Here is a 21,799-nt window from a genome sequence, read left to right on the forward strand (position 1 = left end):
GCCGAACACTTCCTTCGCTGTCCCTTTACAGGCGCGTTATTCGAGGCTACTTTCGCTGTTTCCCCGGCGCATTGCCGGAACAAGTCAGATCGATGCGCCAGACAGGCCGGCCATCGGTCGCTTGCGTGCACTCGAACGGCTGCCTCATTTCAATGGCAGTAGTCAGCCGGCTCATCTCTCCAAGGAATATGGAAAATGTTGCGCCGTATGCTGTTCATGCTCGGTGCGGTGATCGTCGTGGTACTGATCCTCGCTGCGCTGAAGTTCAATTCCATCTATTCGCAAATCCAGCAATTCAAGGCTCCCAAGCCACCCATTGCCGTGGAGGTCGACAAGGCCAGCCGTGAGCCCTGGCAGTCGCGGCTCCCGGCCATCGGGACGCTCACCGCGTCACAGGGTATCGATCTGTCGGTGGAAATCGCTGGCACCATCAGCGATGTGCAGTTCCGCTCGGGCGAGAAAGTGAGCAAGGGCCAGCCCATCGTTCTGCTCGACAGCGAGATCGAGCAGGCAAGCCTGGCCGCCGCCGAGGCCGAGTTGCATCTGGCCAAGGTGGAGTTCGAGCGCGCCCGCAGCCTGATCGACCGTCAAGCGATCTCGCGCAGCGAGTTCGATCGGCTCAATGCCGAGTCGCAGAAAGCCGCGGCCACGGTCGCGCAGTTGAAGGCCAGCCTCGCGAAGAAACGCATCCTCGCGCCGTTCTCGGGCACCATCGGAATCCGCCAGGTGGATGTGGGCGACTTCGTCGCAGCCGGTACCCCCATCGCCACGCTGCAGGATCTCTCCACGCTGTTCGTCGACTTCTATCTGGCCGAGCAGCAGGTACCGTTGCTGGCCATTGGGCAGCCCGTACGGATTCAGGTCGCCGCTTTTCCCGATGAGCACTTCGACGGCCGAATCGTGGCAGTGAACCCCAAGGTGGAAACCACCACCCGCAATGTCCAGGTCCGTGCTGAACTGGCCAACCCTGGCGAGCGGCTGTTGCCCGGCATGTTCGCCGATCTGCAAGTGATCCTGCCGAGCGAGGAGCAGCGTATCGTGCTGCCGGAAACGGCCATCACCTACACCCTGTACGGCAACTCGGTGCTGGTGGTGAAGGAAGGCCAGGCACCCGAACCCGAGGAAGGCAGCGAAGCGCCCCCAACCAGCGAACCTTACCTGGTGGTGGAGCGGCGTTTCGTGAAGACCGGCGAGCGACGCGAGGGCCGCGTGGTGATCCTCGAGGGGCTCGACGATGGCGAACAGGTCGTCATCGCCGGCCAGCTCAAGCTGGACAGCGGCGCCCACGTTTCCATTGCCGATAAGCGCACGCTCGAAGTCGAGCCAAACAGCGAGTCCGATGCCCGCTGAGGTGTCGACCACAGGGACATAGACCGTCATGGCTTTTACCGACCCCTTCATACGCCGTCCGGTGCTTTCCAGCGTGGTCAGCTTGCTGATCGTGCTGCTGGGCTTTCAGGCGTTCAACAGCCTGGTGATTCGCCAGTACCCCCAGATGGAAAGCGCGCTGATCACCGTGACCACCGCCTACCCCGGGGCCAACGCCGAAACCATCCAGGGCTACATCACCCAGCCGCTGCAACAGAGCCTGGCCAGCGCCGAAGGCGTGGACTACATGACCTCGGTGAGCCAGCAGAACCTGTCGGTCATTTCCGTGTACGCGCGTATCGGTGCCGATACCGACCGGCTCTACACCGAGCTGCTCAGCCAGGCCAACTCGGTGAAGAACCAGCTGCCGCAGGCGGCCGAAGACCCGGTGCTGAACAAGCAAGCGGCGGACTCCACTGCGCTGATGTACATCAGCTTCTACAGCGAGCAACTGACCAACCCGCAGATCACCGATTACCTGTCGCGTGTCATTCAGCCAAAGCTGGCGACCCTGCCCGGTATGGCCGAGGCCGAGATTCTCGGCAATCAGGTGTTCGCCATGCGGCTCTGGCTGGACCCGATCAAGCTGGCCGCCTATGGTTTGTCGGCGAGCGACGTGAACGAAGCGGTACGCAAGTACAACTATCTCGCCGCGGCCGGTGAGGTGAAGGGGCAATATGTCCTCACCAGTATCAATGCCGATACGGAACTGAAAACGCCCGAAGCCTTCGCCGCTATCCCACTGAAGACCGAAGGCGACAGCCGCGTGCTGCTCGGCGATGTGGCACGGGTCGAAATGGGCGCCGAGAGCTACAACGCCATCAGCTCCTTCGATGGGATTCCGTCGGTCTATATCGGCGTCAAGGGCACGCCGACCGCCAACCCGCTGGATGTGATCAGAGAAGTGCGCGCGATCATGCCGCAGATCGAATCGCAGCTGCCGCCCAGCCTGAAGGTCACCATCGCCTATGACGCCACTCGCTTCATTCAGGCGTCCATCGACGAGGTGGTGAAGACGCTTGCCGAGGCCGTGGTGATCGTCATCGTGGTGGTGTTCCTGTTCCTCGGCTCGTTGCGCTCCGTACTGATTCCGGTGGTGACCATCCCGCTGTCGATGATTGGCGTGATGTTCTTCATGCAGGCCATGGGTTACTCGATCAATCTGCTGACGCTGCTGGCCATGGTGCTGGCGATCGGGCTGGTGGTGGATGACGCGATCGTGGTGGTGGAGAACATCCATCGCCACATCGAGGAAGGCAAGACGCCGTTCCAGGCGGCAATCGACGGCGCGCGCGAGATTGCCATGCCAGTGGTCACCATGACCATCACACTGGCCGCGGTCTACGCGCCGATCGGCTTTCTCCAGGGCCTGACCGGCGCGCTGTTTCAGGAGTTTGCGCTGACCTTGGCCGGTGCGGTGCTGATCTCCGGCGTGGTGGCGCTGACGCTTTCGCCGATGATGTGCTCGCGCCTGCTGCGCCACGAAGAGAACCCGACCGGGCTGGCCCATCGCCTGGACGTGCTCTTCGATCGTTTGAAGGTGCGCTACCAGCGAGCCCTGCATGGCACCCTCAACACCCGTCCGGTGGTGCTCGTGTTTGCGGTCATCGTGCTCGGGTTGATTCCGGTCCTGCTCAAGTTCACCGAGAGCGAGCTGGCGCCTGAGGAGGACCAGGGCATCATCTTCATGATGGCCAGCGCACCGCAAACGGCCAACCTCGACTACCTGAACGCTTACACCGATCAGTTCCTGGAGATCTTCAAGTCGTTTCCCGAGTACTACTCCTGGTTCCAGATCAACGGCTTCAATGGCGTACAGAGCGGCATCGGTGGCTTCCTGATGAAGCCCTGGGACGAGCGCGAGCGCACCCAGATGGAAGTACTCCCCCTGGTGCAGGCGAAGATCGATCGCATCCCCGGCCTGCAAGTGTTCGGCTTCAACCTGCCCTCCTTGCCCGGCACCGGCGAAGGCCTGCCGTTCCAGTTCGTCATCAATACGGCAAACGACTACGAGTCGCTGCTGCAGGTGACTGAACGTATCAAGGAGAAGGCCGAGGCGTCCGGCAAGTTTGCCTTCCTCGATATCGATCTGGCCTTCGACAAACCGGAGATCGTCGTCGACATCGACCGCGAGAAGGCGGCGCAAATGGGCGTCTCGATGGAGGACCTCGGCGTGACTCTGGCGACGCTCCTGGGCGAAAGCGAAATCAACCGCTTCACCATCGAAGGTCGCAGCTACAAGGTGATCGCCCAGGTCGAACAGGCCTATAGGGACAATCCGGGCTGGCTGAGTAACTACTACGTGAAGAACGACCGGGGCGAGATGCTGCCCTTGTCCACGCTGATCCAGGTTCACGATCGTGCTCGGCCGACCCAGCTGAGCCAGTTCCAGCAGCTCAACGCCGCGACCATCCAGGGTTTTCCGATCGTCAGCATGGGTGAAGCCATCGACACGCTGCGCAGCATCGCCCAGCAAGAGGCGCCACAGGGATTCACCTTCGACTATGCAGGGGCGTCACGCCAGTACATTCAGGAAGGTACCGCGCTGTACACGACCTTCGCGCTCGCGCTGGCGGTCATCTTCCTAGTGTTGGCAGCGCAGTTCGAAAGCTTTCGCGATCCGCTGGTGATACTGGTCACCGTACCGCTGTCGATCTGTGGCGCGTTGATTCCGCTGTTCCTCGGCCTGTCTAGCATGAACATCTATACCCAGGTCGGGTTGGTGACGCTGATCGGATTGATCAGCAAGCACGGCATCATGATCGTCGAGTTCGCCAATCAACTGCGTCGGGAACGGGGGCTGAGTCGTCGCGAAGCGGTCGAGGAAGCCGCGGCAATTCGATTGCGGCCGGTGCTGATGACCACGGCGGCGACGGTGTTTGGCATGGTGCCGCTGATCCTGGCCAGCGGCGCAGGCGCGGTGAGTCGCTTCGATATCGGGATGGTGATCGCGACGGGCATGACGGTAGGCACCCTGTTCACCTTACTCGTCCTGCCGGCCGTCTATACCCTGTTGGCGAGCCCGGATCGCGCGCCGGATCGCGAAGCTGCCGTATAGCCTGCCATTACCGCACTGCATCTGCTCGCAGCACGGGGCGGATGCAGGCAGGTGTGGCTACCCTCGGCCTACCAGACTCTGCGACAGCCCATACATGAATAACAGCAGGTCCCGATCAGGGCGTGCCTGAGGCGCCGCCGCCTGAGCGATACGCGGCAGCGGGCAATGTTCGCTGACGTCGCTGCGCGCAACCAGTTTGGCGTCAGGCTCGCTCCATGCAGCCGCACAGAGCGAAGCCACACCCAGCGAAGCGGCCAGAAACATACCTCGGGCAATTTCAAGCTTCATCACGCAAGCTCTTGTTATTGATGGAGTCGAGAAGCTCACGATAGTCGACAAATTCAAGCCGTGCCGAAAAACGTGACCAATGGTCATTTTTTGATCAGCACAAGTCAAGTAGACCTAGGGCCAGAGGCGTTCGCTGCGGCGGATCGCCACCTCGCCACACGCAGCGACCAAGCATTAGCCAAAAAAAAGCCCCGCACGAGGCGGGGCTTCTTTCAGCTGAGGGCTGGTCGGCTTACATCATGCCGCCCATACCACCCATGCCGCCCATGTCCGGCATGGCCGGAGCAGGCTTGTCTTCTACGATCTCAGCGATCATGGCTTCGGTGGTGATCATCAGACCGCCAATGGACGCCGCAGCCTGCAGAGCAGAACGGGTGACCTTGGCCGGGTCGAGAATACCCATTTCGATCATGTCGCCGTACTCGTCGGTCGACGCGTTGAAGCCGTAGTTGCCCGAACCCTGCTTGACCTTGTCGACCACAACGCTCGGCTCGCCACCGGCATTGGCGACGATCTGGCGCAGCGGTGCTTCGACAGCACGACGCAGCAGCGTGATACCGACGTTCTGGTCTTCGTTCTCGCCCTTGAGCTCGGAGATGGCCTGCAGCGCGCGCACCAGGGCAACACCGCCGCCAGGTACCACGCCTTCTTCGACGGCTGCACGAGTGGCGTGCAGGGCGTCTTCGACGCGAGCCTTCTTCTCTTTCATCTCGACTTCGGTGCCGGCACCGACCTTGATCACGGCAACACCGCCAGCCAGCTTGGCCAGACGCTCTTGCAGCTTCTCTTTGTCGTAGTCGGAGGTGGTGTCTTCGACCTGCTTGCGGATCTGCGCAACGCGGGCTTCGATGTCGACCTGCTGACCAGCGCCGTCGATGATGGTGGTGTTTTCCTTGTTCAGCACGACGCGCTTGGCGTTACCCAGGTGCTCCAGGGTAGCGGTTTCCAGGCTCAGGCCGACTTCTTCGGAAATCACGGTACCGCCAGTCAGGATGGCGATGTCCTGCAGCATGGCCTTGCGGCGGTCGCCGAAGCCAGGCGCCTTGACAGCCGCGACCTTGACGATGCCGCGCATGTTGTTGACGACCAGGGTCGCCAGCGCTTCGCCTTCGACGTCCTCAGCCACGATCAGCAGCGGACGACCCGCCTTGGCAACGCCTTCCAGCACCGGCAGCAGTTCGCGGATGTTGGAGATCTTCTTGTCGACCAGCAGCAGCATCGGGCTGTCCAGCTCGGCAACCATGGTGTCCGGCTTGTTGATGAAGTACGGCGACAGGTAGCCGCGGTCGAACTGCATGCCTTCTACGACGGACAGTTCGTTCTCCAGGCCCGAGCCTTCTTCAACGGTGATCACGCCTTCTTTACCGACCTTTTCCATGGCTTCGGCAATGATCGCGCCGATGGAGCTGTCGGAGTTGGCAGAGATGGTGCCGACCTGGGCGATTGCCTTGAAGTCAGCGCACGGCTTGGACAGGCTCTTCAGCTCATTGACGATGGCGATGGTCGCCTTGTCGATGCCGCGCTTGAGGTCCATCGGGTTCATGCCAGCAGCGACAGCCTTCAGGCCTTCGTTGACGATGGCTTGAGCCAGAACGGTAGCGGTGGTGGTGCCGTCACCGGCCTCGTCGTTGGCCTTGGACGCAACGTCCTTGACCAGCTGCGCGCCCATGTTTTCGAAGCGATCCTTCAGCTCGATTTCCTTGGCAACGGAAACGCCGTCCTTGGTGATGGTCGGAGCGCCGAAGCTCTTTTCCAGCACCACGTTACGGCCTTTCGGGCCGAGGGTGGCTTTCACCGCGTCAGCCAGGACGTTGACACCGGTGAGCATCTTCTTGCGAGCGGAGTCGCCGAACTTAACTTCTTTAGCAGCCATGTTGATTCTTCCTCAAATTCTGTTGATGGAACGCAGTCGCTACAGAGCGAGCGCTGATCAGGCTTCGACGACGGCGAGGATTTCGTTCTCGCTCATCACCAGCAGGTCTTCACCGTCGACCTTGACGGTATTGCTGCCGGAGTAAGGGCCAAACACGACCTTGTCACCGACCTTGACGGCCAGGGCGCGTACTTCGCCGTTGTCCAGAACGCGGCCAGTGCCAACAGCGACGACTTCGCCACGGTTCGGCTTTTCGGCAGCGGAGCCCGGCAGGACGATGCCGCCTGCGGTCTTGGTTTCTTCTTCGCTGCGACGAATCACGACGCGGTCATGCAGAGGACGAAGCTTCATTGTCGATCTCTCCTAGTACAGTGGTTTCCATGCCGATGCTCATGCATCGGCGGGTTGGGCAAATCCGGCGGTGCCGGTTGCGGCCCGCAATGCGAGCCGCAGAAGACGGACTGTCAAATCACGACAGCGACCTTGCGGTGACCGCTACATGCGGGCGGCAAAAATGATTTCAAGGGCACTGCGTTGATTTTTTTGCACGAGAAAATGAAAAAGGCATGCCTGAGCATGCCTTCTGCCTGAGCGGGATACCTCACTTGTCGCGGCGCTCCCACTCGCCCTCGATTACGTTCGGCCGTTGTGACCCGGAGTGACGCTCCTGTTGCTGGCGCAGGTCGTCGGCGAAGGCCCGACGGCGCTGGGCTTGAGCCTCGATACGGCGGCCGACAAAGTCGAGGAACAGCTTGCGGGTGGGCGGAAACAGCACCAGCAGCGCGACGATGTCGCTGAGAAACCCCGGCAGGAACAGCAGGCCGCCGGCGACGGCCATCATCAGTCCCTGCAGCATTTCCTGCTCCGGCAGCTCGCCGCGCGCCAGCCGCTCGCGCGCACGCCAGGCGGTGGCAAAGCCTGCCAGACGCATCAGAAGGATTCCCGCCATGCCACTGATGATCAGCAGCAGGATGGTTGGCAATACGCCGATCGAGCTGCCGACCTTGATCAGCAATGCCAGCTCGGCCAGCGGAAACAGGAGGAACAGCAGTAAGAAAATTCGCATCGATAGTCCTTGGTGGAAGAACGGCTTCCGATTTCGTGTAGATGACGGCAGCCTGAACCGAATTCAACCCATTGGAGCGGCAGCCTGTAACTGGATTATTCACCCCTGCGCTTAAGGCAGGCTGAATCAGTTCCGCGCCATCGCCACCAGGGCCTGCCGCACTGCACCCGGGTTGTCGCAGGGCGCTGGAAACGCCAGCCAGTGAATGGTTTGACCGATGCGCAGATGAAAACCTTCGGTGTCTATCCCGACCATAGTGGCCTCAGGTTCGGCTGGCAGGCCTGTCCGCTCGACGTAATGGGCGATCGCCGCGGCGTGGTCGCTATTCATGTGCTCGAGCATCCCGCCCTCGCCGCCATCGGCTGCGGCGAACGGGTTGGCCAGGGCGACTTCGTCCAGCCAATGGATCGCGCCGAAGCCTCCGATATAGCGCCAGCGCACCGGCTGCAGCACCCAGAAATCGAAGTCGTGCACGCGATGGTAATCACGAGACTCCGGAAAATAGCGGTAATAACGTGCGGCTGCCGCCTCGACCAGGCGGGGTTCACTGAGCATTCGCGCCTCGGCCAGCAGGGTCAGCCGCCCCTTGGCCTGCACGTATTCGGCGCCACGCTCGGCAACCAGCAGCGAGCATCGTGCATCGGCCTGGAGGTTTTTCGTGTGCTGAGCAATTCGACTGATCAGAATCAGCGGCCAGCCCTCCTCGCTCAGGCAATAAGGCACCGCCGAGCCGAACGGAAATCCGGGCATGCTCTTCGAGTGCGTCGAGAGCACGGCGCGGTATTCCTTGAGCAGTAGTTGTCGGGCATGCTTGGCGGCTTCGGCGCTCACGGCGGCTCCTCGAGGCTCGTTCGGTTCGACGGGGAGCACAGCATAACGTTTTCATCGGCAGGCGTCGTTTACGGCACCGCGCGCATTCCAGGAGGTGGGCATGCAGCTCAAAGACAAGGTCATTATCATCACCGGCGGCGGTCAGGGCCTCGGGCGGGCCATGGGCGAATACCTCGCCGGCAAGGGCGCAAAATTGGCTCTGGTCGATCTCAACCAGGATCGCCTGAACGAGGCGGTGGTCGCGTGCGAAAGTGCCGGCGGCGAAGCCCGCGCCTACCTGTGTAACGTGGCCAACGAAGAACAGGTCAACCACATGGTCGCCCAGGTGAGCGCGGATTTCGGCGCGCTGGATGGGCTGGTCAACAACGCGGGCATCCTGCGCGACGGCCTGACCATCAAGGTCAAGGACGGCGAGCTGTCAAAGATGAGCCTTGCCCAGTGGCAGGCGGTCATCGATGTGAACCTTACGGGCGTGTTTCTCTGTACTCGCGAGGTGGCGGCGAAGATGATCGAGCTCAAGCGCCAGGGCGCGATCGTCAACATCTCCTCGATTTCCCGCGCCGGGAACATGGGCCAGGCCAACTATTCGGCCGCCAAGGCCGGTGTCGCGGCCGATACTGTCGTTTGGGCCAAGGAGCTGGCCCGTTATGGCATCCGCGTGGCGGGCGTTGCGCCGGGCTTCATCGAGACCGAGATGGTCGCCAGCATGAAACCCGAGGCACTGGAAAAAATGACCGCCGGCATACCGCTCAAGCGTCTGGGTAAGCCCATGGAGATCGCTCACTCGGTAGCCTACATCTTCGAAAACGACTACTTCACCGGGCGCGTGCTCGAGCTGGACGGTGGACTGCGGTTGTAAGGATTGAAACGAAACCGGGCGCCTGAGCGCCCGGTCTGCAACAGCGCCTGGCTTACCAGCCGATGCCAAAGCCGATGCTGTAGCGCGTCTCATCCAGTTCGCTTTCCGCGCCGCTGACGATGTCCTTCTCGGCTTTCATGTTCAGCGAAGCCCAGTCGGTCACCTTGTAACGCAAGCCCACCTCGGCATCGAGTTCATAGTCGGCGACGTTCTCCAGGGGCTTGCCGATCTCGCCGTTGCTGAACAACTCGAAGGTCTTGCCCACGAGGTAGCGGTTGTACCGCCACTTCATCGCCAGCGAATAGAAGTCTTCTTTGTCCCCGTTGGCGAATTCGTAATCGCTGCGGTTGAGCAGCGAGGCCAACGAGAAGGCGCCGAGTTCGTTGTCCCAGAACTGGTAACCCGGACCGGTACCCAGGGTGCGCTGGCGGCGAACGTCTTCGATCTTGTCGCGCTTGTATTCCAACCGTCCCTGCCAGAACCAATGCTCGTCGAGGAATCGATCGAGGGCGTATTCGGCGTCCCAGTTGTCCGTCGCGGTTACGCCGTCACGGTACTCACGGTTGTAGTTGGCCGTTGCGTTGTGGCGCCAAAGGCCATGACGGGCCGAGGTGTCGAAGGAAAGGTCGTAGTCGTCGGTGTCGGTTTCAGCGCGTTTGTAATCCACCGCGACGTCCACATTGCCCTTCCAGGTCAGGTCCTGGATCAGCGGCTTGGGATGGATGATCTGTGTGATGCTGGCCAGCTCGACCGTACGCGGTGCACCGCCGTTGCTCAGGACGACCTTGCCATCGTCGGCTGCCTGCAGCGACTTGGCCACGTCCCCGGTCATGTCGTCCTGCCTGATCAACAGTTGCTGATCGCTCTCCAGCGTCGCGACTTGCTTCCACTTCACGGGAATCGAGCCGCCGTACTCGGTTTCGATAAGCAGCTTACCGCCGTCAAGCACACTGATCTTGCCGGTCAGACGGTCGCCGTTTTTGAGCCAGACGGTATCGGCGAAGGCCGGCAGCGTGGCCATGGAAAGAGACAGGCAAAGCAGGGTTCTGGAAAACATAAGGGCTGAAATTCTGCGCAGAAGCGGTTAAAAAGGCAGGCATTATCCCTATGCGATTGGCTACAGCAAGCACTGACCGCCGAATGGGCGGCGAGTTCAGCGGCCTCCCCAGCTGAGCCTAACTGCACACAGGAAAGCCCCTGCATGATCGATCAACCGCCCCTGCTGCCGCCCGGTGCCGATACCGAATCCCGACGTTCGGCGGTCTATCTGGTGATGGCGCAGATCCCGTCGGGGAAAGTGATCAGTTATGGAGAAGTGGCCGCCATGGCCGGGCTCGGTCGTGCGGCGCGCTGGGTCGGCCGGCTGATGTCGCAACTGCCGGAGGGCACCAGCCTGCCCTGGCACAGGGTGATCGGCGCCGGCGGACGGCTCAGTCTTCCGGCCGGCAGCGCTGCCGGCCATGAGCAGCGCATGCGCCTGCGCGCAGAGGGAATCACCATCATCAATGACCGGGTCGACATACGTCGGTACGGCTGGCATTCGGCGGAGCACAGCGGGTAGAGTGCGCCCTTCATGTTCTGGCTCTGATCTGCTCTATGTCCCGTGAAACCTGGCGTGCCGCAATTGCCGCCTATGCCAGCCCCGCCTCGCTGACACTGCTGGTGCTCGGCTTCGCCGCGGGCCTGCCAGCCATTCTGGTGTTTTCCACGCTTTCAGTGTGGCTACGTGAGGCGGGGGTTTCGCGCGAAACCATCGGTTTTGCCAGCTGGATCAGCCTGGCCTATGCGTTCAAGTGGGTCTGGTCGCCGATGCTCGACCAATGGCGGCTGCCCTGGATCGGTGGACTGGGCAGGCGGCGTTCCTGGCTGGTGCTGTCGCAAGCGGTCATCGCCCTCGGGCTGATCGGCATGGCGCTGTGCAACCCACAGAACAACCTGACCTTGCTGATCGCGCTGGCGGTCGCCGTGGCTTTCGCCTCGGCCACGCAAGACATCGCCATCGACGCCTATCGCCTGGAGATCGCCGAGGACAAGTTGCAGGCAACATTGGCGGCGAGCTACATGACCGGCTATCGCATCGCCATGCTGCTGGCCAGCGCCGGCGCGCTGTTTCTTGCCGAATGGCTGGGCTCGTCCAACCTCGATTACAGCCAGACCGCCTGGGCCACTACTTATATCGTGTTCGCCTTGCTGATCCTGCCCGGACTGATCACCAGCCTGCTGATTCCCGAACCGGAGGGCGCGGCGCCGCTACCCAACGAACCCTCGCAGTACAGTTTCAACCATCAACTGGCCGGCGTCGGCTTGCTGCTGGTACTGCTGATCTCCGTGCCGGCGATGATCAATGCGCTGATTGCGCAGGCCTGGCCGCGTGCCACCCTGTACGGCCTGTTCATCCTCGGCTCGCTATCGCCCTGGGGCCGCTCGCTTTTGGTCCCGGTTCGACAGATGCTGCATCAGGCTGGGCAACGGCAACGTCCGCCACGCTTCGACTTCGTTCACCAGGCTGTCTCGGTGATAGTGCTGATCATCCTGATGGTCTCGACGACCGGGATGTTCCAGTCGTACTGGGGCGGCTACTGGCCGCGCGGCACCATGTACCTGCTGATTTGCTGGGGCTGCCTGTCCGCCCCCGGGCGAATTCTGATGGGCCCGGTGCTGACTCCCATCACCGATTTCATCCTGCGTTATCGCTGGCAGGCATTGCTGCTGCTGGGGCTGATCGCCACCTACCGGATGTCCGACACCGTGATGGGCGTCATGGCGAACGTGTTCTACATCGACCAGGGTTTTTCCAAGGACCAGATCGCCAGCGTCAGCAAGCTGTTCGGCCTGATCATGACCTTGCTCGGCGCGGCGTTCGGCGGGCTGCTGATTGTGCGCTTCAACATCCTGCCGATCCTCTTCCTCGGCGGCGCCGCTTCGGCTGCGACCAACCTGATGTTCATGCTGCTGGTGGAGATGGGCGCGAACCTGAACATGCTGATCGTCACCATTTCCTGCGACAACTTCAGCGGAGGCCTGGCCTCGACCGCCTTCGTCGCCTACCTGTCGAGCCTTACCAACCTGAAATTCTCGGCCACCCAGTACGCCCTGTTGAGCTCACTGATGCTGCTGTTGCCACGTCTGCTCGGAGGCTATTCAGGCGTCATGGTCGAGCATCTGGGCTACAGCGACTTCTTCCTGGTGACCGCACTGCTCGGCGTACCGACCCTGGTGTTGATCCTCTGGCAATGGTCACGCAGCCGTCGACAACCGGACACGCCGGCCCCGCTGCCGACGACCGAGCGCAGCTGAACGAAAAGAGCCGGCATGCGCCGGCTCTTTCGTGTATCAGACACTAATCAGCTCTGCACCAGATGGACCACGCGTTGCGGAAACGGAATACCGATGCCCGCCTCGTCGAAGCGCTCCTTCACCCGCTCGGTGAAACTGAACGTCACCGGCCAGAAGTCGCCGGTTGCCACCCAGACCCGCAGCGACAGGTTGACCGCACTGTCGCCCAGCCCGGTCACGAACACCACCGGCTCGGGATCACGCAAGACACGTTCGTCCTGGGCAATCTCCAGCAGGATCTTGCGCGCCAGCTTGATGTCCGCGCTGTAGTCGATGCCGATGTTGATATCGGCACGACGACGCGGCTCGCGGGAATAATTGGTGATATGGCCATTGGACAGGCTGCCGTTGGGCACCACGATCGTCTTGTTGTCGCCCGACTTGAGGACGGTATGGAAGATCTGGATCGAATGCACCGTTCCGGCCACGCCCTGGGCCTCGATCCATTCGCCGACGCGGATCGGGCGGAACAGCAGAATCAGTACCCCACCGGCGAAATTGCCCAGGCTGCCCTGCAACGCCAGGCCGATGGCCAAGCCCGCGGCACCGATCACGGCGATGAAGGAGGTCGTTTCCACCCCGATCATCGAGGCCACGCTCACCAGCAGCAGCACCTTCAGGACGATGCTCGACAGGCTCTCGATGAAACCATGCAGGGACGGGTCCACCTGGCGCCGCTGAAGCAGCCCGCCGACCTTGCTGACCAGGGTGTTGATCAGCCACCAGCCGATCAGGAAGGTGGCTAATGCCAACAGTAATTGGGCACCGTATTGCAGTACGACCGGCAACCACGCCTCGGATAGACCGACCAGGTAATCGACGCTGAAATCCATCGGTTAATGTCTCCTTGAAAACACAGAGCGGCCAACAGGGGCCGCTCGAAAAAAACGGGACGGCACGGGCAGGTGCCGGCGAATCAGTCGCGGAAGTTGTTGAACTGCAACGGCATGCCGAAATCCTTGGCCCGTAGCAGGGCAATGGCTTCCTGCAGATCATCGCGCTTCTTGCCGGTGACCCTGACCTGCTCCCCCTGGATCGCCGCCTGCACCTTGAGCTTGGCGTCCTTGATGTGCGCGACGATCTTCTTGGCCAGCTCCTTGTCGATGCCTTCACGCATCACCACGTCCTGCTTGACGGTTTTGCCGGACGGGTACGGATCCTTGAACTCGAGACACTGGATATCGATCTTGCGCTTGACCAGACTCAACTTGAGGATTTCCAGCATCTGCTCCAATTGAAAATCGGCATCGGCAGTTAGATGGACCGTGAGCTCCTTGAGCTCGAAGGTGCCTTTACCACGCAGGTCGTAACGGCGGTCCAGCTCCTTGATGGCATTGTCGACGGCGTTGGTGACTTCGTGCTTGTCCAGTTCGGACACCACGTCGAACGAGGGCATGGGCTTGCTCCTATAAAAACGGCGCCATGGTGTGACCCAGCGCGCTTAGCTTGACGGTTCAAATGGGCCATCATTATAACTGTTCAGGCCAATAGCGCCCGGCCAGCCGGCGCGAAGGCGATCTCCTTTCTCTGAGCACATCAATGCCCAACCCTCAACTCAGCATCCTGGTGGTCGACGACGCCAAGTTTTCCAGCGTCATGATCGGTCGCGCCCTGTCCAAGGCCGGCTATGAAGACATCCGCTTCGCCAACAGCGCCGGTGCCGCATTGGAGATGCTCGAACAGCGTCCGGCAAACGTTCTGCTCGCCGACTGGCTGATGCCGGAAATGGACGGGCTGGAGCTGACCGGACAGGTTCGCCAGCAGGACGAGATGTCCGATCACTACACCTACATCATCTTGCTGACCGGCCGCGACGGCCAGGACGTGCTCAACAAGGCCTTCGATCAGGGCGTGGACGACTTCATCGGCAAGTCGGTGATGAACGATCAGCTGGTGCCACGCGTGTATGCCGCCGACCGGCTCTGCGGCTCTCTGCAGCGACTCATACGGGAAAACCGCCTGCTGACCGAGAACATCGCCAGCCTGGAAGAACGCAACCTGATCGACCCGGTCACCGGACTCGGCAACGCGCGCTACCTGCATCAGCGGCTCGGCGACAGCCTGCGCCAGATCGAGAGCCGCGGCGGCGCGCTGTGCTATCTGGTGATCGGCCTGCCGGACCTGGCGACCCAACGGGAACGCCACGGCAGGCAATTTCACGAAGAATTGCTTCGCGGAGTGGCCAGACGTCTGCAGCAGCTGGTGCGCCCGCTCGACGTACTGACCCGTCTGGATGATGGGCACTTCGGGCTGCTGACCCTGGTCGACGACCTGCGCAGCTGCTCGCCGAGCAGCTTCAAGCGGCTGCACGAGGGGCTCAATCTCAAGGCCTTCAGGACCAGCGAAGGGTTCGTCACGATCAAGGCGGGCATCGGCCTGATCAGTGTCGACGCCGGAACCATGCCGGTCGAGCCGCGACGCATCGTCGAGCGCGCCGAATCCTTGCTGGCCGACGCCTACACCACCGGACGTATCGTGCCCCTGCGTTACCGGGAACCCGCCTGATGGGCCGGACCTGGCACATCCTGGGCGCGGGCAGCCTCGGTGGGCTGTGGGCCGCGCGACTGTATCGGGCGGGCATACCGCTGCGGATCATTCTGCGCAACCAGGAGCGACTCGCGGACTACCAGGGCGCCGGCGGCCTGACGCTGGTCGAGAACCAGGGGAGCATCCTGTATCCCGTGCCCGCCGAGCGGCCTGACGCGGCGGCGCCGATTGCCCGGTTGCTTGTCGCCTGCAAAGCCTATGACGCCCAAGCCGCCATTGCCGAGGTGGCGCCGCGACTGGTCGAAGGCGCGGAAATCCTCTTGCTACAGAATGGCCTGGGCAGCCAACAGGCCGTCGCGGCTCGTTGGCCGGACAGCCATTGCGTATTGGTCTCCAGCACCGAAGGCGCGTACCGCCAAGCGGGCTGGCGGATCGTTCATGCGGGACAAGGGCAGAACTGGTTGGGCACGCTGGGCCATGACCACGCGCCGGCATGGCTCGCGGATCTCGACGCGGCCGGCATTCCGTTTGCCTGGACCGACGCGATCATGAGCAAGTTGTGGCGTAAGTTGGCAATTAATTGCGCCATCAATCCGTTGAGCGTCCTGTATGACTGCCGCAACGGCGCCTTGCTGGCTCATCGCGCCGAATTGCTCGAGATTTGCGCCGAGCTCAATGCCGTGCTCCGGGCCTGCGACCAGGGCGCCGCGGCCGAGGGACTGGCAGAGGAAGTGTTTCGAGTAATCGAGGCGACGGCCAACAACTATTGCTCGATGCATCAGGATGTACGCAGCGGGCGCCGGACCGAAGTCGGTTTCCTGCTCGGGCAAGCGTGCCGCACCGCACAAGCACAGGGCCTGGACGTACCGAAACTGAACGCGTTGCTGGACCAACTGCAGGCGCTGCTGCGCCAGCGCGGATTGCCCGAGGACTGAGGCGCCGCTACCCTGCTGAAACACCCCTTCGCCTGTAGTCGCCATGACCCTGCGCCAGCGCCTCGAAAACCTTCCGGTCGGCCGCAAGCTGCTGATCGCTCTGTTGGTACTGCTTGCGGCGGTGCTGCTGGTCTCCAATCTCGCCTTCATCAGCGCGGCCTACTGGATTTCGCGCCAGAGTGTCGCGCCGCAGGCCATGCACACGCTCGGCGCACTGCTGGCAACCCCCGAGCTGAGCAGCCGCGCCCTGGCATCCGAAGCCGCAGCCAACGAATTGCTGCAGAAGCTGAACGACTACGCCCCGTTGCGCGCCGCGGTGATCTATGACCACGACGGACGCCGCCTGGCGCAACTGTACCGCGGCGCCCCACTGGATCTGCCGCAACGGGTCAGCGATCTGCCGCTTTGGCAAAAGACCGAAATGCGCGCCAATGTACTGGTCGACCTGCCACGAACCGCGGGTCCGCCCGGCCATTTGCTGATCATCGCCAGCAGCGAACTGCCCGGTGCCTTCTACACCGGCACCCTGACCGCCAGCCTTGCCATTCTGCTGGTCAGCCTGCTGTTGTGGGTGCTGGTCGCCAGGCAGATACGCCGGCTGATCACACACCCTATCCGCGATCTCGAAGCGCTCTCCCGTCAGGTCACGCGCGAAGAAAACTACTCGTTGCGGGCGACGTCGAGGAACCAGGACGAAATCGGGCGCCTGGCCGATGCGTTCAACACCATGCTGTCACGCATGGAAGCGCGGGAGCAGCAGCTCAAGCGCGCCCGCGACGACGCGCAGGACGCGTTCGACCATGCCCAGGGGCTGGCGGAGGAAACCCGGCACTCCAACCGTAAGCTCGAGCTGGAGGTCCAGGTTCGTAGCAAGATCGAGAAAAAGCTCACCGGCTTCCAGAACTACCTGAACAGCATCATCGACTCGATGCCATCGGTGCTTATCGCCTTGGACGAACAGCTTTACGTGACCCAGTGGAACCAGCAGGCCAGCGCCCTCTCCGGCACGTCCATCGACGATGCGCTGAATCAGCCGGTGTTCATCGCCTTCGAGCCGCTCAAGCCGTTCCTGACGCAGATTCGCCGCGCATCCGAGCGCCATCAGGTCGAGAAGGTCGAGCGGGTTACCTGGATCGTCAACGAGGAGCCCCGGCACTACGCCTTGACGCTCTACCCGCTGATGGGTGCGGGCGGACGCGGCGTGGTGATTCGCATCGACGACATTACCGAGCGCATCAACATGGAGGAGATCATGGTGCAATCGGAGAAGATGCTCTCGGTGGGCAGTCTTGCCGCCGGCATGGCCCACGAGATCAACAACCCGCTGGGCGCCATCTTGCATAACGCGCAGAACATTCGCCGTCGGCTGTCGCCGGACCTGGAGCGCAACCGCGAGGCCGCCGATGAAACCGGCGTCCGACTGGAGGCCGTGAATCAGTACCTTCAGCGACGGGAGATCCCACAACTGCTCGACGGCATTCAGCAGGCAGGCTCGCGCGCGGCGAAGATCGTCAGTCACATGTTGAGCTTCAGCCGCCTCAGCAACCGGCAGTTGGCCGACTGCCAGCTCACCGTACTGATCGATCAGGCGCTCGAGATCGCGGGGAGCGACTTTGCCTTGATGGAGGGCTTCGACTTCCGCTCCATCGAGATCGTCCGCGACTTCGACCCGCAGGTAGACCGCGTGCCCTGCATCGGCAACGAGCTGGAGCAGGTTCTGCTCAATCTGCTGAAGAACGCCGCGCAGGCCATCCACCAGAAACCGGCGCGAGGCCGTGGTCAGATCATCCTGCGCACTCGACTGAACCCGCCCTGGGCAGAGATACAGGTGGAAGACAATGGCGCCGGTATGCCCGAGCCGGTCCGCAAGCGTATCTTCGAGCCCTTTTTCACCACCAAGGAGGTGGGTCAGGGAACCGGCCTGGGTCTTTCCGTTTCGTATTTCATCATCACCAACAATCACAAGGGCCAGATGGAAGTTCACAGCCGACCGGACCAGGGAACCACCTTCACCCTGCGCCTGCCGCTGACATCGGCCACCGACGCCAACTGACGCACAAGCAGGAACCACCGATGGGCAATCGTTTATCGAAGATCTACACCCGTACCGGAGACGCTGGGCAGACGGGGCTGGCGGACGGCCGCCGCGTCCCGAAGGATCATCCGCGGATCGAGGCCATGGGCGAGATCGATACGCTCAATAGCCAGCTGGGACTGTTGTTGGCCGAACTGGCCGAAGCGCAGGCTCGCTGGCCGCAACTGGCCGAGCTGATCGAGGTGCTGAGCCCTTGCCAACACCGCCTGTTCGATCTCGGCGGGGAACTGGCGATGCCCGATTATCAGGCCTTGGCCGATACCGAAGTGGCGCGCCTGGAGGCGGCAATCGATCACTGGAACCAGGAACTCGGGCCGCTCGAAGACTTCATCATGCCCGGCGGTACGCGCCTGATCGCCCTCGCCCATCTGTGCCGCAGCATGGCCCGCACCGCCGAGCGACGCTGTCAGCAGCTCAATGCCAGCGAACCGCTAAGGCCGGTGGGCCTGGCCTATCTCAATCGTCTGTCGGATCTGTTTTTCGTCGTAGCCCGTCTGATCGCACGCCGTCAGGGCTGCGCCGAGATCCTCTGGCACGCCGCCGATGCGCCCGACGCCAATGCCTGAACAGCGCACCGACCGGCGCGACACCATCCTTGACGGGCTGCACGCCGCCTGGGATGTATTCATCGTCGTGCTGGTGTGCATCAACCTGGCGCTGATCCTGTTCGACAGCCTGTTCATCGTGCCGCCCATCAACCAGGCGATCGCCAGCTGGCTGCCCGACCTGCACCAGCGTTACGAGGCGCTGATTCATCGCAACTTCCAGCTGATCGACCTCGGTTTCGTTGCGATATTCATCTTCGACGTCATGCTTGGCTGGACCGTCGCGCTGTTCGAACGGCGCTACGCACGCTGGTTCTATTACCCCTTCGCGCATTGGTACGACGTGCTCGGCTGCATCCCGCTGAGCGGTTTTCGCTGGCTACGGGTATTGCGGATCAGCAGTTTGCTGTTTCGGCTGCAACGGCTGGGGCTGATCGACGTTCGTCAATGGGCGCTTTTCGGCGTACTCCATCGGTACTATTCGCTCTTGCTCGAAGAACTCTCCGATCGAGTCATGGTTCGGCTGTTCAGCCGCATGCAGCAGGAGATTGGCGCTAGCGATGATCTGTCGCGAAGACTGCTGCAGGACGTGGTGAAGCCGCGCAAGGAGCGGCTGCTCAACGACCTTTCCCGTCGCCTGCAGGGCATGCTCGAAAGCGGCTATCGGGACAACCGTGGCGCCATCGAGGGCTACGTCGGCAGCTTGATTCACCAGGCGCTGGCCAACAACCCCGAGGTCAACCGCCTGCGCCGCCTGCCGCTGGGCGACCGGGTCGCCAGTACCCTGGACGAGGCGCTCACGGATATTGCGGCACGCCTGCTGCAGGGTGCGATCGACGGACTGCAGGGCGCTCAGTTTCAACGACTGGCCCGCAGTCTGGCCGACGAATGCTTCGAGGCCTGGGTGTACCAGGACGAAAACACCGATCTGGCCCTGGAAGAGCTGCTGGTCGACGTTATCGAAGTGCTCAAACAACAGGTGCTCGATCGGCGCTGGAGCCGCTTCGTCGGGCCAATCGAGCCACCCGCACCGCCCGGCTGATACCGTGGCGGAAATCACGAGGCCTAGGGGGAGCCCGCCGCGGCCGCACCGTGCTGCTGATCGATCCGCGCACCGACAACCATCTCGGTCGCCCAGTTGACCAGAATGTCCGTATAGGCCTTCTGACAGGGTTCGTGAGTCAAGGCATGATCGGCGCCGAGGATGATGCGATGGGTCAACGAGTGCGTCTGGTGAAAGGCCGCTCGGTAACTCATGATCGTGCTGTGTGGGACCAGATGATCGTGCTCCGACTCGACGATCAGCACATCCCCGCGAAACGCGGCACAGGCGGCCAGTGCTCGGTTCTCTTCGGGGCTCACCCGGCGCCCGCGCAGCTGATTGAGCGTGTCCCGATCGAGCTGTCGCTTGGGTACGTCCCAATCCTCATCGCCGTAGAGCGCGGGTACCCGTAGAGCGAGCCATCTGATCGGCCGCAGCGTCGTGAGCAGCGCAGCCAGATACCCACCGTAGCTGGTTCCGACCACCGCGATCGCCGAAGGATCGATGTTCGGGTGTTGCACCAGCAAGTCATAAGCGGCCATCAAGTCGCGCAGGTTCTGCTCCCGCGTGACGGTCTGCTGTTGCGCCAGCGTCAGGGCGTGGCCACGCAAATCGAACGACAGGCAGATGCAGCCTAGCCCGGCGATCCCGCGAGCGCGCGCCAGGTCGCGCTCCTGGCTACCGCCCCAGCCGTGCACGAAGAGCACGCCTGGCAGCTTGGTCGGCGGCGACAGGAACGTGCCGGCGATGTGTTCGTCATCCACGAGGATGTCTACGCTTTCACTGTGGGTTGCCATGGTCCTCCACCATTGCGTATTTGGTTATGAAACCGACGTCGGCGTCGTCGCCGCGAAACAGTACCGTTGCGCCGTCAGGCACCTGCACCTGGCCGTAGAGCTCGATCGATGAAGCGCGGATGACGGGCCCAGCCGTCCCTCGGGCGAACGCCTCCAGCGCCGCCACCTCGGCACTGCTGGCGCCGCCGATTCGCCAGGACTGCTCCAACACGCCGGAGCAAGCGCGCCCTTTGTCATCGATGCCTTGAGCAATGTCGTAATTGCGCCGCGACGCGAAGAAGTTGCGAAAACAGGTCGACGCCGCGTCGTCGTAGATCTGCGCCTGAGAAATGGCGAGGCGCGTCCTCTCGGGCAGATCCAGCCCCAGCAACGCGTCGAAATCGCCTTCGACGAGCAGGAGATCCGAACCGCCGTAGACAGTTTCGCCCCTGTTGTCCTGCGTCAGTCGCTGGGTGCCGTGATAGCTCAACGTTCGCCCTGCGACCCGGATCTGCCCCACGCTGAAGGTCGTTACGTGCTCCAGGTTCGCTTCGAGGACAAGCCCGTACTGCGCCAGCTCGGCTTCATCGACCTTTCCCAGTGCACGGTCGAGCGCCTGAACCGTGTCCACCCTTTCCTGGCCGCGTCCACCGGTGGCGCGTACCGGTTTGACGCGTAACGCGCCCTCGTTCAGCAAGCGTCGCCCCGCTTCGCGCGCGTCTGCCAAGGAAAAAACACTGTAGCCGGGCAAGACGCTGCCCGTGACACGACGACCGAAATCGCGCGACCAACCGATGGGCGAATCCGCATCTGGACGCACCAGCGGATGAGTGATCGCCTTGGTTTCGATGAAAGCCTGGGGCACCACGCCGCCAAACAGATCCCGCTCGCTTTCCACGCCGAGTCGACGCGCCACGTCCGCTCCGACAACGGTTCCGGAAGGGACGAAGTAGAGCTGCCGCGGGTAGCTGATGCCGCCGTCATACTCACCGAGGAAGGCCAGTCCTTGCAGGGCAGCCAGACGCTTGGCGAGCTGCTCGTGCACCGCCCTCTCGTGTTGCGGCTCGTTGGATCGGTTGCCAAGGGTGACGACGGCCCCTCGGGTATCCTGCGGCGTATCCGCACTCTTCATAGGTGGACTCGCTCCATGGACTGCTGGTACTTGCACGACGAAGCGGTGTCGACGCGCTCTTCGCTCGTTGCCACCCGACCAAAGCGGATCCGGTGTATCGGATAGACC

The 21,799-nt window shown here is 62.3% G+C and carries 20 protein-coding genes; 10 read left to right on the plus strand and 10 right to left on the minus strand.

Going from position 1 to position 21,799, the window contains the following annotated elements; translation table 11 throughout:
- The first annotated feature begins 195 nt into the window (after nucleotides 1–195).
- Nucleotides 196–1,350 carry an efflux RND transporter periplasmic adaptor subunit gene (locus tag KVO92_RS07740; RefSeq protein ID WP_217475016.1) on the plus strand — a complete coding sequence of 385 codons (1,155 nt, stop codon included), beginning with the start codon at nucleotides 196–198 and terminating at the stop codon, nucleotides 1,348–1,350.
- Between the two features lie 28 nt (nucleotides 1,351–1,378).
- Complete coding sequence (locus KVO92_RS07745; RefSeq protein WP_217475017.1) at nucleotides 1,379–4,426, plus strand: multidrug efflux RND transporter permease subunit; 3,048 nt, start codon at nucleotides 1,379–1,381, stop codon at nucleotides 4,424–4,426.
- 57 nt (nucleotides 4,427–4,483) lie between these two features.
- Here KVO92_RS07745 and KVO92_RS07750 read toward each other — a convergent pair whose 3' ends face one another.
- The 5 genes from KVO92_RS07750 to KVO92_RS07770 form a co-directional block, all read right to left on the minus strand.
- Nucleotides 4,484–4,714 (minus strand): hypothetical protein, encoded by a 231-nt coding sequence (locus tag KVO92_RS07750; RefSeq protein ID WP_217475018.1) that lies wholly within the window; start codon nucleotides 4,712–4,714, stop codon nucleotides 4,484–4,486.
- A gap of 232 nt (nucleotides 4,715–4,946) precedes the next feature.
- The gene (gene groL, locus KVO92_RS07755; protein WP_217475019.1) at nucleotides 4,947–6,587 is read right to left on the minus strand and encodes a chaperonin GroEL; all 1,641 of its coding nucleotides are present in this window, start codon (nucleotides 6,585–6,587) and stop codon (nucleotides 4,947–4,949) included.
- A gap of 57 nt (nucleotides 6,588–6,644) precedes the next feature.
- Nucleotides 6,645–6,938: a co-chaperone GroES gene (locus tag KVO92_RS07760; RefSeq protein ID WP_003294630.1), complete on the minus strand. Its 294-nt coding sequence runs from the start codon at nucleotides 6,936–6,938 to the stop codon at nucleotides 6,645–6,647.
- A gap of 250 nt (nucleotides 6,939–7,188) precedes the next feature.
- Nucleotides 7,189–7,653 carry an FxsA family protein gene (locus KVO92_RS07765; RefSeq protein WP_217475020.1) on the minus strand — a complete coding sequence of 155 codons (465 nt, stop codon included), beginning with the start codon at nucleotides 7,651–7,653 and terminating at the stop codon, nucleotides 7,189–7,191.
- A 126-nt stretch (nucleotides 7,654–7,779) separates the two neighbouring features.
- Entirely contained in the window at nucleotides 7,780–8,484 is a 705-nt protein-coding gene (locus KVO92_RS07770) for a HugZ family protein (RefSeq protein WP_217475021.1), read from the minus strand.
- Between the two features lie 100 nt (nucleotides 8,485–8,584).
- Between KVO92_RS07770 and KVO92_RS07775 the strand changes: the two genes are divergently transcribed.
- Nucleotides 8,585–9,343: an SDR family oxidoreductase gene (locus KVO92_RS07775; protein ID WP_217475022.1), complete on the plus strand. Its 759-nt coding sequence runs from the start codon at nucleotides 8,585–8,587 to the stop codon at nucleotides 9,341–9,343.
- Nucleotides 9,344–9,395: 52 nt separating this feature from the next.
- On the opposite strand, the gene KVO92_RS07780 is transcribed toward KVO92_RS07775, so the two are convergent.
- On the minus strand, nucleotides 9,396–10,400 hold the full coding sequence (locus KVO92_RS07780; RefSeq protein ID WP_217475023.1) for a DUF481 domain-containing protein: 1,005 nt from the start codon (nucleotides 10,398–10,400) through the stop codon (nucleotides 9,396–9,398).
- Nucleotides 10,401–10,544: 144 nt separating this feature from the next.
- Between KVO92_RS07780 and KVO92_RS07785 the strand changes: the two genes are divergently transcribed.
- Nucleotides 10,545–10,904: an MGMT family protein gene (locus KVO92_RS07785; RefSeq protein ID WP_217475024.1), complete on the plus strand. Its 360-nt coding sequence runs from the start codon at nucleotides 10,545–10,547 to the stop codon at nucleotides 10,902–10,904.
- Between the two features lie 35 nt (nucleotides 10,905–10,939).
- A complete protein-coding gene (locus KVO92_RS07790) occupies nucleotides 10,940–12,640 on the plus strand; it encodes an AmpG family muropeptide MFS transporter (protein ID WP_217475025.1) in 1,701 nt (566 codons plus the stop codon).
- Between the two features lie 47 nt (nucleotides 12,641–12,687).
- On the opposite strand, the gene KVO92_RS07795 is transcribed toward KVO92_RS07790, so the two are convergent.
- Entirely contained in the window at nucleotides 12,688–13,512 is an 825-nt protein-coding gene (locus KVO92_RS07795) for a mechanosensitive ion channel family protein (protein ID WP_217475026.1), read from the minus strand.
- Between the two features lie 83 nt (nucleotides 13,513–13,595).
- Nucleotides 13,596–14,075, minus strand: coding sequence for a YajQ family cyclic di-GMP-binding protein (locus KVO92_RS07800; RefSeq protein ID WP_217475027.1), 480 nt, complete (start codon nucleotides 14,073–14,075; stop codon nucleotides 13,596–13,598).
- Nucleotides 14,076–14,218: 143 nt separating this feature from the next.
- Between KVO92_RS07800 and KVO92_RS07805 the strand changes: the two genes are divergently transcribed.
- From KVO92_RS07805 to KVO92_RS07825, 5 genes are read left to right on the plus strand one after another with little or no spacing between them, the layout of a single operon-like run.
- Nucleotides 14,219–15,184 (plus strand): GGDEF domain-containing response regulator, encoded by a 966-nt coding sequence (locus KVO92_RS07805; RefSeq protein WP_217475028.1) that lies wholly within the window; start codon nucleotides 14,219–14,221, stop codon nucleotides 15,182–15,184.
- Nucleotides 15,184–16,101 carry a putative 2-dehydropantoate 2-reductase gene (locus tag KVO92_RS07810; protein WP_217475029.1) on the plus strand — a complete coding sequence of 306 codons (918 nt, stop codon included), beginning with the start codon at nucleotides 15,184–15,186 and terminating at the stop codon, nucleotides 16,099–16,101. The genes KVO92_RS07805 and KVO92_RS07810 overlap by 1 nt, the downstream gene beginning before the upstream one ends.
- A gap of 43 nt (nucleotides 16,102–16,144) precedes the next feature.
- Complete coding sequence (locus KVO92_RS07815) at nucleotides 16,145–18,154, plus strand: ATP-binding protein (protein ID WP_217475030.1); 2,010 nt, start codon at nucleotides 16,145–16,147, stop codon at nucleotides 18,152–18,154.
- A gap of 20 nt (nucleotides 18,155–18,174) precedes the next feature.
- Complete coding sequence (locus tag KVO92_RS07820) at nucleotides 18,175–18,762, plus strand: cob(I)yrinic acid a,c-diamide adenosyltransferase (protein WP_217475031.1); 588 nt, start codon at nucleotides 18,175–18,177, stop codon at nucleotides 18,760–18,762.
- Nucleotides 18,755–19,783, plus strand: a complete 1,029-nt coding sequence (locus tag KVO92_RS07825; protein WP_217475032.1) for an ion transporter — start codon at nucleotides 18,755–18,757, stop codon at nucleotides 19,781–19,783. The genes KVO92_RS07820 and KVO92_RS07825 overlap by 8 nt, the downstream gene beginning before the upstream one ends.
- A 23-nt stretch (nucleotides 19,784–19,806) precedes the next feature.
- Here KVO92_RS07825 and KVO92_RS07830 read toward each other — a convergent pair whose 3' ends face one another.
- Nucleotides 19,807–20,580, minus strand: coding sequence for an alpha/beta hydrolase family protein (locus tag KVO92_RS07830; protein ID WP_217475033.1), 774 nt, complete (start codon nucleotides 20,578–20,580; stop codon nucleotides 19,807–19,809).
- Nucleotides 20,564–21,691: a DUF3182 family protein gene (locus KVO92_RS07835; RefSeq protein ID WP_217475034.1), complete on the minus strand. Its 1,128-nt coding sequence runs from the start codon at nucleotides 21,689–21,691 to the stop codon at nucleotides 20,564–20,566. The genes KVO92_RS07830 and KVO92_RS07835 overlap by 17 nt, the downstream gene beginning before the upstream one ends.
- Nucleotides 21,692–21,799 lie beyond the last annotated feature (108 nt).

The sequence above is a fragment of the Stutzerimonas stutzeri genome, assembly GCF_019090095.1.
GTDB lineage: Bacteria > Pseudomonadota > Gammaproteobacteria > Pseudomonadales > Pseudomonadaceae > Stutzerimonas > Stutzerimonas stutzeri_AN.

Coding starts and splice junctions, on each gene's coding strand:
- KVO92_RS07775 (WP_217475022.1), top strand. CDS start 8,585: ATGCAGCTCAAAGACAAGGTCATTATCATCACCGGCGGCGGTCAGGGC.
- KVO92_RS07835 (WP_217475034.1), bottom strand. CDS start 21,691: ATGAAGAGTGCGGATACGCCGCAGGATACCCGAGGGGCCGTCGTCACC.
- KVO92_RS07795 (WP_217475026.1), bottom strand. CDS start 13,512: ATGGATTTCAGCGTCGATTACCTGGTCGGTCTATCCGAGGCGTGGTTG.
- KVO92_RS07815 (WP_217475030.1), top strand. CDS start 16,145: ATGACCCTGCGCCAGCGCCTCGAAAACCTTCCGGTCGGCCGCAAGCTG.
- KVO92_RS07745 (WP_217475017.1), top strand. CDS start 1,379: ATGGCTTTTACCGACCCCTTCATACGCCGTCCGGTGCTTTCCAGCGTG.
- KVO92_RS07805 (WP_217475028.1), top strand. CDS start 14,219: ATGCCCAACCCTCAACTCAGCATCCTGGTGGTCGACGACGCCAAGTTT.
- KVO92_RS07820 (WP_217475031.1), top strand. CDS start 18,175: ATGGGCAATCGTTTATCGAAGATCTACACCCGTACCGGAGACGCTGGG.
- KVO92_RS07785 (WP_217475024.1), top strand. CDS start 10,545: ATGATCGATCAACCGCCCCTGCTGCCGCCCGGTGCCGATACCGAATCC.
- KVO92_RS07830 (WP_217475033.1), bottom strand. CDS start 20,580: ATGGCAACCCACAGTGAAAGCGTAGACATCCTCGTGGATGACGAACAC.
- KVO92_RS07765 (WP_217475020.1), bottom strand. CDS start 7,653: ATGCGAATTTTCTTACTGCTGTTCCTCCTGTTTCCGCTGGCCGAGCTG.
- KVO92_RS07740 (WP_217475016.1), top strand. CDS start 196: ATGTTGCGCCGTATGCTGTTCATGCTCGGTGCGGTGATCGTCGTGGTA.
- KVO92_RS07790 (WP_217475025.1), top strand. CDS start 10,940: ATGTCCCGTGAAACCTGGCGTGCCGCAATTGCCGCCTATGCCAGCCCC.
- KVO92_RS07750 (WP_217475018.1), bottom strand. CDS start 4,714: ATGAAGCTTGAAATTGCCCGAGGTATGTTTCTGGCCGCTTCGCTGGGT.
- groL (WP_217475019.1), bottom strand. CDS start 6,587: ATGGCTGCTAAAGAAGTTAAGTTCGGCGACTCCGCTCGCAAGAAGATG.
- KVO92_RS07810 (WP_217475029.1), top strand. CDS start 15,184: ATGGGCCGGACCTGGCACATCCTGGGCGCGGGCAGCCTCGGTGGGCTG.
- KVO92_RS07780 (WP_217475023.1), bottom strand. CDS start 10,400: ATGTTTTCCAGAACCCTGCTTTGCCTGTCTCTTTCCATGGCCACGCTG.
- KVO92_RS07825 (WP_217475032.1), top strand. CDS start 18,755: ATGCCTGAACAGCGCACCGACCGGCGCGACACCATCCTTGACGGGCTG.
- KVO92_RS07800 (WP_217475027.1), bottom strand. CDS start 14,075: ATGCCCTCGTTCGACGTGGTGTCCGAACTGGACAAGCACGAAGTCACC.
- KVO92_RS07760 (WP_003294630.1), bottom strand. CDS start 6,938: ATGAAGCTTCGTCCTCTGCATGACCGCGTCGTGATTCGTCGCAGCGAA.